The organism is Pseudobdellovibrionaceae bacterium, from assembly GCA_023954155.1.
Classification (GTDB): Bacteria; Bdellovibrionota; Bdellovibrionia; order Bdellovibrionales; family UBA1609; genus JAMLIO01.
In genome coordinates this window covers 206,062-220,319 of record JAMLIO010000002.1, presented here as the reverse complement: position 1 = coordinate 220,319, position 14,258 = coordinate 206,062, and the positions used below count along the sequence as shown (strand labels likewise).

General features: G+C 38.0%; 17 protein-coding genes and 1 tRNA gene. 11 read left to right on the top strand and 7 right to left on the bottom strand.

What is annotated here, in order from left to right:
- Positions 1 to 32: 32 nt before the first annotated feature.
- Positions 33 to 845 (bottom strand): hypothetical protein, encoded by an 813-nt coding sequence (locus M9899_03850; GenBank protein ID MCO5113290.1) that lies wholly within the window; start codon positions 843 to 845, stop codon positions 33 to 35.
- A 191-nt stretch (positions 846 to 1,036) separates the two neighbouring features.
- Entirely contained in the window at positions 1,037 to 2,830 is a 1,794-nt protein-coding gene (locus tag M9899_03845; GenBank protein MCO5113289.1) for a hypothetical protein, read from the bottom strand.
- Between the two features lie 193 nt (positions 2,831 to 3,023).
- On the opposite strand from M9899_03845, the gene M9899_03840 reads away from it, so the two are divergent.
- The 3 genes from M9899_03840 to M9899_03830 all read left to right on the top strand — a co-directional run bounded on the left by M9899_03840 (position 3,024) and on the right by M9899_03830 (position 5,504).
- Positions 3,024 to 3,695, top strand: coding sequence for a PilZ domain-containing protein (locus M9899_03840; protein ID MCO5113288.1), 672 nt, complete (start codon positions 3,024 to 3,026; stop codon positions 3,693 to 3,695).
- 205 nt (positions 3,696 to 3,900) lie between these two features.
- On the top strand, positions 3,901 to 4,476 hold the full coding sequence (locus M9899_03835) for an ATP-binding protein (protein ID MCO5113287.1): 576 nt from the start codon (positions 3,901 to 3,903) through the stop codon (positions 4,474 to 4,476).
- A gap of 431 nt (positions 4,477 to 4,907) precedes the next feature.
- Complete coding sequence (locus M9899_03830; protein ID MCO5113286.1) at positions 4,908 to 5,504, top strand: DUF4145 domain-containing protein; 597 nt, start codon at positions 4,908 to 4,910, stop codon at positions 5,502 to 5,504.
- 48 nt (positions 5,505 to 5,552) lie between these two features.
- Here the strand turns inward: M9899_03830 and M9899_03825 are convergent, their stop codons facing one another.
- Together M9899_03825 and M9899_03820 are read right to left on the bottom strand one after the other, a co-directional pair.
- Complete coding sequence (locus tag M9899_03825) at positions 5,553 to 6,461, bottom strand: reverse transcriptase family protein (GenBank protein MCO5113285.1); 909 nt, start codon at positions 6,459 to 6,461, stop codon at positions 5,553 to 5,555.
- A 31-nt stretch (positions 6,462 to 6,492) separates the two neighbouring features.
- Complete coding sequence (locus M9899_03820) at positions 6,493 to 6,792, bottom strand: helix-turn-helix domain-containing protein (protein MCO5113284.1); 300 nt, start codon at positions 6,790 to 6,792, stop codon at positions 6,493 to 6,495.
- Positions 6,793 to 7,359: 567 nt separating this feature from the next.
- On the opposite strand from M9899_03820, the gene M9899_03815 reads away from it, so the two are divergent.
- The 6 genes from M9899_03815 (at position 7,360) to M9899_03790 (ending at position 11,346) form a co-directional block, all read left to right on the top strand.
- Complete coding sequence (locus M9899_03815; GenBank protein MCO5113283.1) at positions 7,360 to 7,749, top strand: hypothetical protein; 390 nt, start codon at positions 7,360 to 7,362, stop codon at positions 7,747 to 7,749.
- Positions 7,750 to 7,769: 20 nt separating this feature from the next.
- The gene (locus tag M9899_03810; protein MCO5113282.1) at positions 7,770 to 8,423 is read left to right on the top strand and encodes a hypothetical protein; all 654 of its coding nucleotides are present in this window, start codon (positions 7,770 to 7,772) and stop codon (positions 8,421 to 8,423) included.
- A gap of 877 nt (positions 8,424 to 9,300) precedes the next feature.
- Positions 9,301 to 9,792: a hypothetical protein gene (locus M9899_03805; GenBank protein ID MCO5113281.1), complete on the top strand. Its 492-nt coding sequence runs from the start codon at positions 9,301 to 9,303 to the stop codon at positions 9,790 to 9,792.
- Positions 9,793 to 9,960: 168 nt separating this feature from the next.
- A complete protein-coding gene (locus M9899_03800; GenBank protein MCO5113280.1) occupies positions 9,961 to 10,428 on the top strand; it encodes a porin family protein in 468 nt (155 codons plus the stop codon).
- A 71-nt stretch (positions 10,429 to 10,499) separates the two neighbouring features.
- A complete protein-coding gene (locus M9899_03795; protein MCO5113279.1) occupies positions 10,500 to 10,703 on the top strand; it encodes a hypothetical protein in 204 nt (67 codons plus the stop codon).
- A gap of 25 nt (positions 10,704 to 10,728) precedes the next feature.
- Entirely contained in the window at positions 10,729 to 11,346 is a 618-nt protein-coding gene (locus M9899_03790) for a M23 family metallopeptidase (GenBank protein MCO5113278.1), read from the top strand.
- A gap of 316 nt (positions 11,347 to 11,662) precedes the next feature.
- Here M9899_03790 and M9899_03785 read toward each other — a convergent pair.
- A tRNA-Met gene (locus tag M9899_03785) sits at positions 11,663 to 11,739 on the bottom strand.
- A 345-nt stretch (positions 11,740 to 12,084) separates the two neighbouring features.
- Here M9899_03785 and M9899_03780 point away from each other — a divergent pair.
- Complete coding sequence (locus M9899_03780) at positions 12,085 to 12,741, top strand: hypothetical protein (GenBank protein MCO5113277.1); 657 nt, start codon at positions 12,085 to 12,087, stop codon at positions 12,739 to 12,741.
- A gap of 7 nt (positions 12,742 to 12,748) precedes the next feature.
- Complete coding sequence (locus tag M9899_03775; GenBank protein ID MCO5113276.1) at positions 12,749 to 12,916, top strand: hypothetical protein; 168 nt, start codon at positions 12,749 to 12,751, stop codon at positions 12,914 to 12,916.
- Between the two features lie 7 nt (positions 12,917 to 12,923).
- On the opposite strand, the gene M9899_03770 is transcribed toward M9899_03775, so the two are convergent.
- Entirely contained in the window at positions 12,924 to 13,520 is a 597-nt protein-coding gene (locus tag M9899_03770) for a uracil-DNA glycosylase family protein (GenBank protein MCO5113275.1), read from the bottom strand.
- Positions 13,521 to 13,599: 79 nt separating this feature from the next.
- Complete coding sequence (locus M9899_03765) at positions 13,600 to 14,253, bottom strand: cytochrome c (protein ID MCO5113274.1); 654 nt, start codon at positions 14,251 to 14,253, stop codon at positions 13,600 to 13,602.
- Between the last annotated feature and the right edge of the window lie 5 nt (positions 14,254 to 14,258).

Here is a 14,258-nt window from a genome sequence, read left to right as displayed (position 1 = left end):
TTTTAGCCCAAGTGGATTTAGAATATGCGGCACTACAGCAAAGGGAATTCGACGTGCAAAAGAATTTGGTGAAGTCTTATAAAGGATTTGACGGGATAATATTGCCCCGTATGAAGCTCGGTAAAGCTCAATGCCTGCCCCACCTGATCGTAGGAAACACCCAATCTGATATTTCTCCATTCATGGTAACGGGTAAGCCTCACATTCCACGCAAGTCCATATTTTAAGTCATAAGCAGGATCGTTGGTCATCACATTGAAAAGGTCTAGTTGCAGAGTGAAAGGCCAGTCATAAAACGAAAAGTCAGCTTTATACCCCACACCCACGCCAAACAGTAAGACTTTTTCCAACGCAGCTTCTGTATGAAAGGGCCCCACAAGAGTCGGAAACAGTATGGGAGCATAATGCACCATACTTTTTAAATAAATATGATGAGTGTCTTCAAACAGCCATCCCAAACTGACACTTCCCCACAAATGCCTGTAGCGCCAACCATAAAAATTAAGATGTCCTGAATCACTGTGAACTTTTCCTGGCAGACTTTTAAAGTCCCCTTCTAATAAAAAATTCTGCACTCGCATCTGTGCTTCCACACTCCAAGCAGGAAGTTTTAAAGAGGTGTACTCAAAAGGTAAAGACTCTTGATATGTGCTCATAGAAGCCGTTAGACCCGCAAACGCTCTGAGTTTAAAAGAAAAATCGGTTTCTTGTTGAGTCGTGAACTTAAAGAGATTTGGCCTTGCACTCCCCATGGGCACCACTAAGGCTTTGGGTGTAGGATTATCGTCTTTAGGTGGAGCTTCGACTGACTGCTCTGTCAAATTTGAGGGCGGCTCTTCTGTCACAACAGCTTCAGACGCACTAGTTTCTGGGTTCTCTTGAGGGGGAGCATCTTGATGAGTTTGAATGGTCGCTTCTTGGGAAGATACTTCAGCTTCAAACTCAACTGCAGCTTCAGCCCCAGATGCGATATGAGCTTGCGCTAAGTACTTCCAAACAGGTCTTAGGTCTTGGCTGGCAACTAGAAATTCAGTCTCTAATCTTTTTTTTTAAAATCTAAACCCAGCTCTTCATCTTCAAAGCTCACGCCTGATTCATAGTCTTCAAAAGACCCTTCGTCTTTTTTAGAACTAGGCTCTCTGGATTCGTCTTCAGAATTTTTAGATAAAGTGCTTTTGAATACAAAGCCTTTACTGAATTTAAAAACCCACTCTTGCGGAGCCACATCATATACAGACGGTGTCGTTGAAGACAGGTCTCTTTGTGAATCGGTATTTTTATTTAATACAGCATCAGTTGTAGTTCCAGTTTCTAACCAAGGAATCGAACCGTCATCTGGTACCTTAGTGTATTCATCCTCAATAACAGTGGGACTTATACTAGCGACCTCTGTGCTTGTCGTTGGAGTATGGGTGATAAAGTCCTCTTCATCTAAAGCTTCAGCTTCTTCATAAACTAAGAACTCATTTTGAGACGGTTTTTCTTCAACCACTTCTGCATTTTGTTCGGCTAGTTTTTCTTGTAACTGATCAGCAAGATCCGCAGGGGCTGAGACCATCTCTTCTTCGCGTTCCTTACGCTCTGCGGCCTCTTGACTCATTTTGATCTCTTCTTCATTGGTTTTTTGAATCTGATCTAGTCTTTCATTATATTTATTAGCCGCACTTTCAAATTTGGAAAATAAGCTGCCTTCATAATCTTCGTAAGAAGGTTCTTCTTCTTGAATTTCGTCGATTTTTTGTTCAACAAGTTGTGGCTTTTCTGCGGGCGTGATCCATTCTGGAGTCTGCTCGGTGGCTTCAGGTTGCGCACTTGTCACTTCAGTCACCGTCTCAGTGGCATCCATAGCGTCTGCATTAAACTCAAGCACTTCATCTTCTTCGTTGTTCGCCGCATGATCCTCAAAAGTCATACTCTCAATACCAATAAGTCGATCCACTTCTGATGCAGAGACAGTCTTCTCTGGTAAAACCTCTGCAAGGCTAGATGACTCGTGGTCTATAGAATTTGCCTCAGCGGCCTCTTCTCTAGCAATGGCCTTTTTCACATCCACAGTATCCGTACCGTATTGGTTGGCTAAATTTTCAAACTGTGAAAATAAGGATTGCTCTTCTTTAACCGCAGGGGTTTCGGAGGCCTGTGTACGCTGTCCTGCAGTCTCACTAGCAACACTGCCGCTCGTTGCAGACTTAGAAGCTGCATAAATCTCATCCACAGAGATCACAGGAACCGTTGACTCTTGTTTTCTGATGATCACACGTCGCTTTGCTTGTCGTCGAACTTGATACAAATCATTGGGATCTTTCGAGGCAATATTAGAAATATCTTTCTTAACGGCATTGTTGATCAGTTTATTGGCGACTAAAAATCTGTAGTCTCCAAATCTAAATCTCACCACATAGTCCTCATAACCATTATCTTTAACCAACTTGACTGGCAGATATCTGGTTTCGAAGTCATAGGGCAGTTCTAGCTCAAAGTGAGCCTCTCCGTTTTTAAATTCAATATTAGATGTCACAATATCAAATTTTCTAACAAGTCTGGATTTAATGTCTTCAGATACGACAGCATCCACATTCTGCAAGTATTCTAAACTTTTTGCATTTGGATGTTCAGCAACTAATTTGTATTTCACTCTGTTGCCACTCAGCTTTTCAAAAGACACCGTCTTCCAGTTTAGAGTGGTCATATTGGCTTTTCTGGAAATATTGTAGGTCTTGTCAAAAACGATCTCCATTGCTGAAGACATTGCTGGAGCTAAAATCAAATTAGCACTACTGGCAACAAGCACCACTTTTTTCACAAAGGACTTCTGTAAGATTTTTTTCATACCATTTAAAACCATAACTGAATTTGTTATCGGGGAATTTTTATTAAAGCTTGCTAATTTGAATCAAAAACTAGACCCCTGCCCAAAGGCCCGCCTTATTTTGAAACACTTCTTTTGGTTTATGATTTTTCTTAAATATTTCTAGACCCTATTCCGATAAACACTCATAGCGCACCCATGTAAGGAGAGCATAATGTTTAAAATTGACGAAAAAGAACTTAAAGACCCGTTCGTAAAAAAATGGTACACCAAGGTTCAAGACAAAGAGACTGGCCCTTATTCTTACGCCGAACTCTGTATTATGTTAGCAAATAAAGACCTTCTGGATACAGAAGAAGTCACTTATTTAGGACATGGAGAGTGGGTGCTGATCAGTACGGATGATCTGTTTCAGCCTTTAGCTGTAAGAAAGTTTTTGGACGAAAACAACATCAACCTTGATAGCGATATTCCACTCAGAAAGTCTATCCGTGTGCCTTTAAGTGCCGAGATTGCTTTGATCTGTGATGGTCGTATGTTTAAAGCCCAATCTATGGATATGAGCACAACAGGACTTATGATTAAAACTCTAAAATCTGGCTTGAAACAAAACTCTAAACTGCGCATGCACGTTTATAAGAATGACGAACAGAAGATTCCTGCCATTAACTTAAACGGAATCATTGTTCGTAAATTAGATAAGTCTGACAATAAGTTTGATTACTTTGGCATCAACTTTGAAAACTTAAGCACTGAACAGCGCGAAATCATTCACAACCTGATTCGCATGTGCATCTTACAAGGAACCTCAGAGCATGCCGTACGCGAAGTCTTTGGCTTAAGAATCAAAGGGCTAGATTACGGCCCATCGTTTAGCGTGGCCTAATCTTCCCTCCCCATCATCCCTCCACTCCGCTATCTGAATGCTTGCGGCAATGAGGACTTGGGACTATGGGGGACCTACAGGTCCACCATCCTTGCGTTGCGGAATGAAAGCGAGCTTTCAATAAAAAATCTTAAACTCAAACCTAATGGCCTTTTATAAGGCCTTTTTTATTTGCCTAACGACACAGAATTCAATACATAAAGCTATGACTTTAAAAATTGTACTCACAGGAGGGCCCTCCTCTGGTAAAACTAGCCTCACTAAAGAGTTAAAAAATTTCTTATCCGTCGAGGCCCATGTATGCCAGGAGGCTGCCGAGATGCTCTTTAGAGGGGGATTCCCCAGACAAGATTGGCCTGAAGGTTTAAAGAACCGCCAATATGCTATATTTCATTTGCAAAAGGCTCTTGAAAATATCGCCTTAGACACCTGTCATGATGCCAAATATTTATTTTTTGATCGCGGGCTTTTGGATGGCCTATGTTATTGGCCCGAAGAGGCTTCAAGCTTTATGGACATCATGCAAATCCATCCCCAACACGTTTATAAACGCTATGATCTTGTCATTCAGCTAGGGGTGGCCCACCAAGAGGACTATCAAAATAGTCCTGTACGCACAGAGGACATTCAAACAAGCCTCGCAATGGAGCAAAAACTTAAATCCATATGGAGCCCCCACCCTAATTATATATTCATTCCCTATCACCCTGACTGGGACGTTAAACGCCAAAAAACCTTAGATCTTATTCGTAACTTATCAAGTGGTCATCAAAACCCTTAAAAAGTCCTCTATAAAAAACTGACCTGCTCCCCAAAAGTTGAGCCAAAAAGTATGATAAACTAGGGCTGAAAAAATGGGAGAAAGAAGATGCCACGAGGAAAAAGGATCGATCTATCGGGGGAAGGTCAAATCTTGCTATACAGATAGTCTCTTAGTATTTGGTTCATACTTCGGGGGCAGGTCAATAGCCAAGATCGTATATATTTAGAAGGAGGATTTTCTCGGGGTACCATGAGTAAAATTGAGAATGGACTAACTAGTCCAGAAATTTATACCTTAGCTAGAATTGCTGAGGTACTTGATGTGTCAATAAAAAAACTTGTTGATTACGAATAAAAACTACAAATTATCGCTATTAATTAGATGCATGTAGTTAATTATACCAAGGAATTAAATAACCTTTTATTTTTACTCAAAGGAAACTTTAAGTAATGGCTAGAATTAAACCTGGAGCGCAGGTGAAAAAAGATCCTCAAAATTTTGGTATTAATACATATAATGTTTATGAATGGAAACGAATTGATTACGCACGTAATTATTTGTGTCCATTTTGCACTAAACAAATACACTCAAATAAAAGCTTTGGAGATGCTAATAGCAGTAATATTATCCAGATTTGTCCGAACTGCCGCGCTCCAACTTTGTTTAGCTACGGGTCTCAATTTCCACTTTTCAGCGAATACACTCTCCCCGATAACGTTCCTGAATTAGTAGCAAATTTGTACAAAGAAGCTTTAGCTTCTTTTTCTGTTTCATCATTTACTTCTGTTGTCATGTTATGTAGAAAAATTTTAATGAATTTAAGCGTTGAAAATGGTGCAAAAGAAGGGCTCGCCTTTACACAATATATAGACTTTTTAAATGAAAGTGGCTTAATACCACCTAAAGGAAGACCCTCAGTAGAGAAAATCAGAATAATGGGGAATGAAGCAAATCATACTATAAAAATTTATACAGAAGATAATGCAAATACCATTCTTAAACTTACAAAGTATTTATTAGTTTTTAACTATGAATTAACAGACTAGCCTTATTCAACATAGTAAATTATTTAAAAAATAGCCACACAACGTCTGTTAACTTACTTTCTTTTGCCTTCTACGTTGTTCACTTATTAAAGTATTATATAACGTTGGATATGCATCATGTTCTATAGACCTAACAGAGCACAAATATCCCATTAAAACCATTAACTCCTTATCACTTAATACTTGAACTCCATTTTTTTTAATTTTTATAAATTCCTCGCCAAACAACTTAGCAGTCAACTTATAAGGAGCCTTTAATGTATTATCTAAGGCAATTTCAACACCAGTTACAGATTTAACTCTGTTGCTCCCAAAAGCCTTAGTCTTAGATTTTTTGATTTTTAAATTATGTTTTTTTATTATTTTGTTTACATTGGCTCTAAACCAGAGCGGAATTGGTAAGTTAGATGAAAATGACATGTCGTCGATGTATAAAGAAAATTTGATATTATTTTTATAAGATAAATTAAAAATCTCATCAAATAGATCTTTATGCATCAAATATGTTAAAACTGTACTTATTGGACTCCCAGTTGGGATGTGCTGATTATAAACAACCAGTCCCGTCACAAATTTAGCAATATCTGCTGGCATTTCTAATTGATCACAAAAAAATCTAAATACATAATCAGATCTAGACGATGGATAAAAATTTGCTATATCCATATTCAACAAAAACTTTGAACCTATATGTTGTTGAGCATTTAGCACGTGCCCTCGTCCCTTTGTTGCCATTACATAATCAGGCATTTTGATATTATTAAGTTCATTTTTTAAAATTTTATGAATTAATTTTAACTTCGGACATGGCACTTCAGTCTTTCTTGTTTTAAAATTACCTGCTTTATCTTTTTTTTTAGTTACTTTTAGGCTTTCCTTATAATAAGAATTAGGGTTTTTTACAATATGAGATAACTCTGCAAACGAAATATTTGCTTTGGCTAAAATAACGTTCACCAAAAGTCTTTTATTTTTCAACCTATAAAGCTTACAAGGTTTCGTCATCTGTATCATTGAAAGCATCCATAATTTTCATAAATTTAATAATATTTTTCTTAAAAAATTGATTCCCATATGTTTGTTCATTTATCTCTTCTGCGAAAAACAAGATTGCTGACTTACGGACTTTAAAACGCTCAGCATATTTTTCTATAATATCCAAGTTAGGTTTTTTTTTACCATTCTCGATTTCAGACAAGTAGCTTACAGATATTTTCAATTCATTTGAAAGCTGTGTTAATGAAACACCGTTAAATTTTCTTAAATACTTTAATGCATCACTTAACATTGACCTTCCTAAAAAATGTGATGGAGTGAGCTTAGTCATCCTCACCAACCAAAAACCAATCTACGAAAAGAAAAATAAGCTTTATTATAAGCTTGAATATTAATCTCTTTAAAGACGGCCTTGATGGCGGTTTACGTCTGACATTTTTAATAGTGTTTAAGTTAGATTTTTCATCCATTACTGGCTCCTATGTTATAGAACTGCATAATTGCAGTTCTCCCTCCACAACATAGGTGTTTACTAAAAACCTAACTCACTTCCATCATTCGCGAAGCGTACTCCTACGCTTCGCCCTCATCGGGTCTACTGTTGTCTCTAGTGTCACTAGAAACGATGGTGGCCCAACAAGAAATTACTTGTTTTAAACAAATAATTCACAATGTTATTTAAAACATCTGGAAAAAACTGAAGGGTATCCTCAGCAAATCCCTAAACACAGGACCATTAAACTTCGGATATATATAAAACACAAGTTTTTTCACCGATAGGCGAATATTTTTCTCAATTTGACACAATGAGACCAATATAATAGTTTTAGAATTAACGTAAAAAACTCAAAGGCCCCCAATGACATGTTTTGAAAAGAACTACTTAGTTTCTCAATATTTATTATTTATAACTCAAGTACTTCTTGTGTTAGTAACAACTTACTTTTACTTAAAGCTCGTAAAAAATGATAATGATCGAATGACTAACGAAAATAACAAAGAAATAAAATTAAGATGCAAAAATTTATTAAAACAAGTCGACTCACCTGGCGCACTTCAACGCGCAGGGGCAAGAATGAGAGAGCTATTTCCCGATAAAATAAATCTTATACTGCAAGCCTATGAAGAGTTTATTGAAACAGAAGATAAAACTCGATCCCATGGAACTTTACTTGATTTTGTTGAAACAATGAATCAATACGAACCCAATGAATGGCCTTATGACTATTTACTCAAAAGTAAAGATTAATTGAGCAGTGAGATTTTTTTGTGACAATAGAATTTTATTTAAATGAAGTTGAATTTGCAGCTACCAAGATTCTGCATGCCATATGGCATGAACATTCAGAATACAAAAAAATGAATAAAGAACTTGGCGAGCTTTTTCAAAAGACCACATCAGAATATGAAAAAAAGCAAGCAGTTGCTCATCAAAAGAACAATCCATTCATCTTATACTCCTGGTGGAACAACTCAGAAGAGTTAAAAATACTTTTTGATAGAAATGATAAATTAGATTTATTAAAACGCCGCATTAGAGCTCGAATGTTTGCTGTAAATGTTTTAGCAGGAAATCTTCTTCAAATCGCCAAGCAGGGAATCAGTATTACTCATGGAGATTCACAAAACTGTCCTGATGGCAGACAAATTGGATCACAAACCCTTAAATCAATTATATGGCATGGCAGAAATCAGTCTCTACACTGGGAGGAAGGCAAATTAAGACCTGAAGCCGTAAATTGCTTTAAAAATCTATGCCGAGAGCATGGGCTTGCACAATTCGGAATGTTTAAATCACAAAATCTAGGCTTTGCAGTAATAAATATCCTAGGATGGAGAACGTTTGAGAATTTTAAGTCAGATATGCTTCTATTGGATAAGATCGATGAAGCCTGTTTGCCAAAAGACATTATACCAATCTAACTACACAAATCAGTTCTAAACTCGTCCCATTGGGCCCGCCAGTTCTTTTTTTAAATCCATTATTTTATTCCACATCGATTGCTCAGACATACGTTTGTCACAATTTTGCGTTCGCAAAATTGCGCCAAGCCGAACTCGCAATCGACGTGGAATAAAATAATGGATTTAAAAAAAGAACTGGCTTATTTGCTTTAAGAATTAGTCTTTGTTGTCTATGGCGTCTTTGAACATACGACCATGCCCATCTGTTTCAAACAAGATGACGGCGCCTTTTTTTTTCTGAAGTGGAGTCTTCTTGTCCCTTTCGATGAACCATAGAATCCGCAGGTATCCTTACAACTAATTTACCATTTTTAAATAAAAGGATATAAGCCGTATCACCTACTGATTCACAATTTCCAAGCTTTTTAGAAAATTCATATAAATTTAAATTACAAATATCATAGTAACGCCATTATTCCGCCATAATTCCGCCGTTTCAAAAGTGGCGGAATTAATATCTCAAAATGACACCGCATTAAAAAACACAAGGGTTAAGGATATACTTTTTAAGCAAGCCACGTTCTAAACCCATCTCACATTGCGCCCGCCAGTTTTTTTTTAAGCTCGCGACGGGCTAGAGTTCTTGTGGTTGAAGGTGTCGAAGTATAGATGAAACCTTTGTTAACTACTGCCTTGGGCTTTTAAATTAAGGCAATTTTTTCAATCAATTTTTCCTCGCCTTTCCTTAATTCTCGATTTTAAGGCGCTGGAACGGGCTCAAGGCGTTCCAGCGGTAAAGAAGCCACTGCCTTATACATTCCATAAAAAAACCTAAATTGACCAATTTGGCTATGGTTAATAAGTTTTGTTTTCTCATTGGTAAGGGAGGCGGACCGTGGGTAAATATTTAGTTAGATTTTCTATGATGGCTTTATTAGGGAGTGTGTTTTTATTTAGCACTTCAATGGCCCAGGCCAAAACATTAAGGTATGACTTAATTTTTGTGCTAGAAGTTGTACTGGATAAAATGGGAAAGCAATTTGATCCTCAAAAGCCTTTACCTGATGTTTTTTTTGAAAGCCAAATTCCACTTCGACAATTTCAAGATGCTGTTGAGCCCCAGTGGGGCATGCGACCTGATTTTGTACTCAATGCCTATATTGTGACCCTTAATGAAATCTATCTTTTAGATGATCCCACCTATTATAAAAAAACCAACCGCTATATTGAAGATTCATTGGTTCACGAGCTGGTTCATTATGTTCAAGTGATGTATAGCAATGCTTCTTTAGCAGACGGCGGTGATTACCTAGAATTGCAAGCCGTGGAAATTCAAACTTGGTTTAGAGAAACTTATTTAAGAGAGTCTACTGTTTCGGCTTTATAGGTTATAGCGTTTTAAAAGCGATCTTAACAGCCATATTCTGGCAAAAAGTTTAAAAACCAGCCAAAGGACCTAGCAAAACCTTCTGATAATTAACGCTTATGTTTTGACCTGGACTTAAAAAGGGCGTTTGTTTTTCCTATACTCGGCACGTACACTACAATTTCTGATATTAATTCGACTTTTTCTTTTGGTTTTGCATTTGGTTATGATTTAAACCCTAGATTAAACATTGAACTTCAATATATTTTTACTGAGTTTGAAGACACTTATAATTATGGTTACTACGGTGGTTATGGCTACGATGCAAAATTTGACCAAAATGATTTAGCTGTTATTTTAAATTATAAAGTTTTACCGGCAGGACCTGTGCGTTTACTTCTTCGTGGCGGTTTAAATTACTCCTATAGATCTGTAAGGGACTCGTATTGGGGCGACACGGATTCATCAACTAGTATTTTGGCCTTAATTGGTCTTGGTGCTGAAGTTAAAATTATTCCTAACCTCTACGTCACTGGAGTTCTTGATTATAACCTAAATCTAGATAATTCAGGATTAAGTTATGATCCAAGTCCGCTTGATTTAGTTTCAGGCGAAAACTACACCAACTTTAATGTTGGTTTAAAGTATAAGTTCTAATATACTTTTAAAAGGGCAGTCTCTACCTCTGCCCTTTTTTAAATTATTTTTAAGAATTGGATACATTTAACATGATTGATCAGCACTTTGAGGGAACCTTGGTTTTAGAAAAGATGGCTGAAGTTGACATGTTAGATGAGTTTTTTGATGCAATCGACTCGGATGATTTTTCTAAAGCCAAAGTCCTTATGAAAAAAGCGGGGCTAGATCCGAACACTATTGCAATTGTACTAAAAAAAATGCAGGACGCTGGCGGCGCTGGCAGTAAACATTAATTTTTTTGTCATTTGGGGGGATCAAATGAATTTAAAAGTTTCTTTAATAAAAAGTCTTTTTTTATGTTTAGCCGTAGCCGGTTGTAATAACAAAAAAGACAAAACCACTAAAGATCACTCTCCTCCTGAACTTTTGGCCCCCTTTGTTGACACAGACCTAACTGAAGAATTTTTAGCTTTTGGGTATGAGCTTATGTCAACTCAACTTAGCCCGGCCTATGAAATTATAGTTTCAGGTACCACTGCCCAAGTTTTTTCAGCATCAAATGGAGTCGTCACGCGTGTGGAATTTAATGGCGGCGGTCCTGGGCAAAATGATTATGAAATTTTTGTAAGACCTAAAAAAAATTCGGTGTATTTATTAATTTATGACCATGTAGATAATGTGGCCGTGAATGTGGGTGACACGGTCGTACCCGGCACCATACTGGGCACCGTTGGCGATTATGGCGGTGGGCAAGGCCGCATAGAATTACAAATTAACAATGATAGTACTGATTTAGCCGAATGTCCCGAGGACTTTGGTAACACCGCTTTTAATGACTCCATCGATATGGCCCGCCACTTAAATAACGCTGGTTATACCGTTGGGGATCCTAGATATTTTGAGTCTGCGTGTTTAGTGCCTACCGTACAACCGTAAATACTTAAATGAAAAAAATTAAAAAATATCTTACTTTTTAACAGCCCTCTTCTGGCAAAAAAGCCGAAAAACTAGCCAAAGGACCTAGGAAAACCTTCTGATAATTAACGCTTATGTTTTGACCTGGACTTAAAAAGGGCGTTTGTTTTTCCTATACTCACAAGAAGCATCCGAGAAGCAAAAAAGAAGCAAACTCACGAAATCCACCGAAAGATTTTGAAATATTCCATCCAAGGGACCCAAGCCCCTTTAGTAATTTCAACTATTTAGTTTGGTTAGTTAATATTTAATTTCACTTTTTGCGATTGCCGAAGAATGGTAGCGAGGGAGGGACTTGAACCCCCGACACGCGGATTATGATTCCGCTGCTCTAACCAGCTGAGCTACCCCGCCATTTGGAAGTTATAGTGTTAAAGTTGTTCGGTTTTGAAGTCAACGACAAGCCTTTAAAACGATGAGTTTTTAAGCGAAAATGACAAAAAAATGGGCTCGGCACTGGGTAAAATGGCTCTGATCAGCCTCTAGCAAATCCAGACCCCTCAATCCCCCCCCCCCACACGACGACGTTACGTTGTTCTATACAATACCAAGTTCAACGCTCCCCCTGTTACTGTGCTAAGACTTTATTTCCCATAAAGCTCTCTTGGTTATGTATAAACCTGACACACACACCTTTGAGTAGGGCTTAAGAACGAGACCCGATATTGCTATAGATTGTAAAATGAATAGAATTGAATAATGAGAACCCGATCTACTTTTGTGATCATCATAGCCTCTTTAGCCACAATGTTACTGTTTCAAAATTGCGGCAACCCTTTCACGGTGGAGCTATCGTCTTCTGGATTAAAACAAAACTCTATAGATCAAGAGTGGCAACAGAAACAAGAGAGTTTTGCCAACTATATGCAAAACATCAACCCTCAATCTTTATATCCTCTGTATAATGTTCAACTTTCGACTGGTCCTTTTTTGATTTATGCCTTAGAAACTCAAAATCAAAAATGGCTCATGGACTTAGTAAATATTTATAGCTTATCAGAACAGCACTTGACCACAACAAATAAATACTTGTTTTACTACCCCATAGACTTTAATGAATCAGGATTCACCACCGCTTACCAAGCAGAAAAAACCTTAGATCGTCCCTATCGAATGTGGCTGGATGCTCCGCAAGCTGGGAGTGAGTTTTCTGTCGGGATAGAATCCACTTTAGTTAGCGCACAGTTTTTATATCCCATTGTAAAGCTAATATGGTACTTTGCTCATACCAAACAACTTAAAGACCCCAAAGTAGAGGCTTTGATCAACACCTTCTGGACTCTTAACCTCGAAGACCACCTGCTGCGATGGATCTTTAACGAAGGGACGCTTGGGCTTTGGATATGCCCCTTATGACTGGTCTATGTCTCGAAGTATTTTAACAAGTGGTTATGGATTTTGGGCGAAGTACAATCCCGATCTTGCCAAAGTGATTTTAAGTGTTGAAGCTCTTGAATCCTATGGAACCGCGTGGAGCAAAATTGAAATCTGGCCCGCCCTTCCTTCATCACATTTTGTGAGCAGCCCATAGATTAAAGTCATAAAGTCGAGCGACTGCGGCCCTTTGCAAAAAGATTTGTGACATTTTTTTTAATCACAGGTAAAACTTTTTTTTCAAACCAAGGATTTTGTTTGAGCCAAATATTATTTCTTGGCGAAGGATGAGGTAAAATAAACAGACCGTCCTTACCTTGAGACCATTCTTTAATGATGTCGGTCAGCTTAAATGGTTTTTTATCACCTAAAAAATATTTGACTGCGTACTGTCCTATTAAAAACTTATATTTTACTTCTGTTAAATGCTCTAGGACCTCTGGCATCCATTTGGGGGCGCATTCTGGTCTTGGGGGCTTATCCCCCGTTTTGGCTTTACCAGGATAACAAAACCCCATGGGCACGATGGCCACAAGGCTGGCATCATAAAATTGATCTTTGTCTATTCCTAACCATAATCTTAATCGGTCGCCGCTAGGATCATTCCAAGGGGTTTGTGTGTCATGAGCCCTAATTCCAGGAGCTTGTCCAATAATCATGATCTTAGAAGTTTTAGAAAAGTTTAAGATCGGACGAGGAGCAAAGGGTAAATGGGCTTTGCACAAAGTGCACTTTTTAATTTTTTTTAACAAAGGGTCCATAGAACTAAGTGTACACCTTATTGATTTTTTATAAACCTTGCTTTTTTATCTTTGGTTTTGCACCACAGAAAAAATGATCTTACTCCCAATTTTGGGCTTTTAACTCAGCTTCTCCGTTCCAGATGTCTTTTTTTAAGTCTTTTTTAAATGACTCCACAAATTCTACAGTGACAGGTTCAAAGTCATTGCCAAAGGACCTTCTTATGTAAGTCACCACAGAGGCAATGTCCTCCGCACTGAATTGATTTCTAAACCCTGGCATCATACTTTGAAACTTTTGTCCTTTGACAGTGATCTCCCCTTGGACACCATTTAGCGCAATGGCCACAGCCCATTTACCCGAACCTCCGACCCACTCCGCTCCATTTAAAGGGGGAAAAACTCCAGGTAGTCCTTCACCGCTGGCTTGATGACATGCCTGACAGGTGGTGGTGTAAATTTGCTGGCCTCGTTTCATCAACTCCGCAAGATCTAACTCTCGACTCAGTGGAGGAGCCACACCCTCTGTGTTTCCATCATTCTCTTGTGTGCTCATAGGCACTTCCTTGGCTAAAGGTGAAACGGTACGGCTGTCACCTTCTAACATAGATGTATTGGGAGTCTTTAAAGCAATGTAAGTGATTCCAAACCCGACAAGTAGTGAAATCAACATTATAGGGATATTGATGAATTTCAATGAAGAAGCCTCAAGAGGGTCTTTCTTCTCATTTTCTAAACGATCTTGCTTAAACATCACTT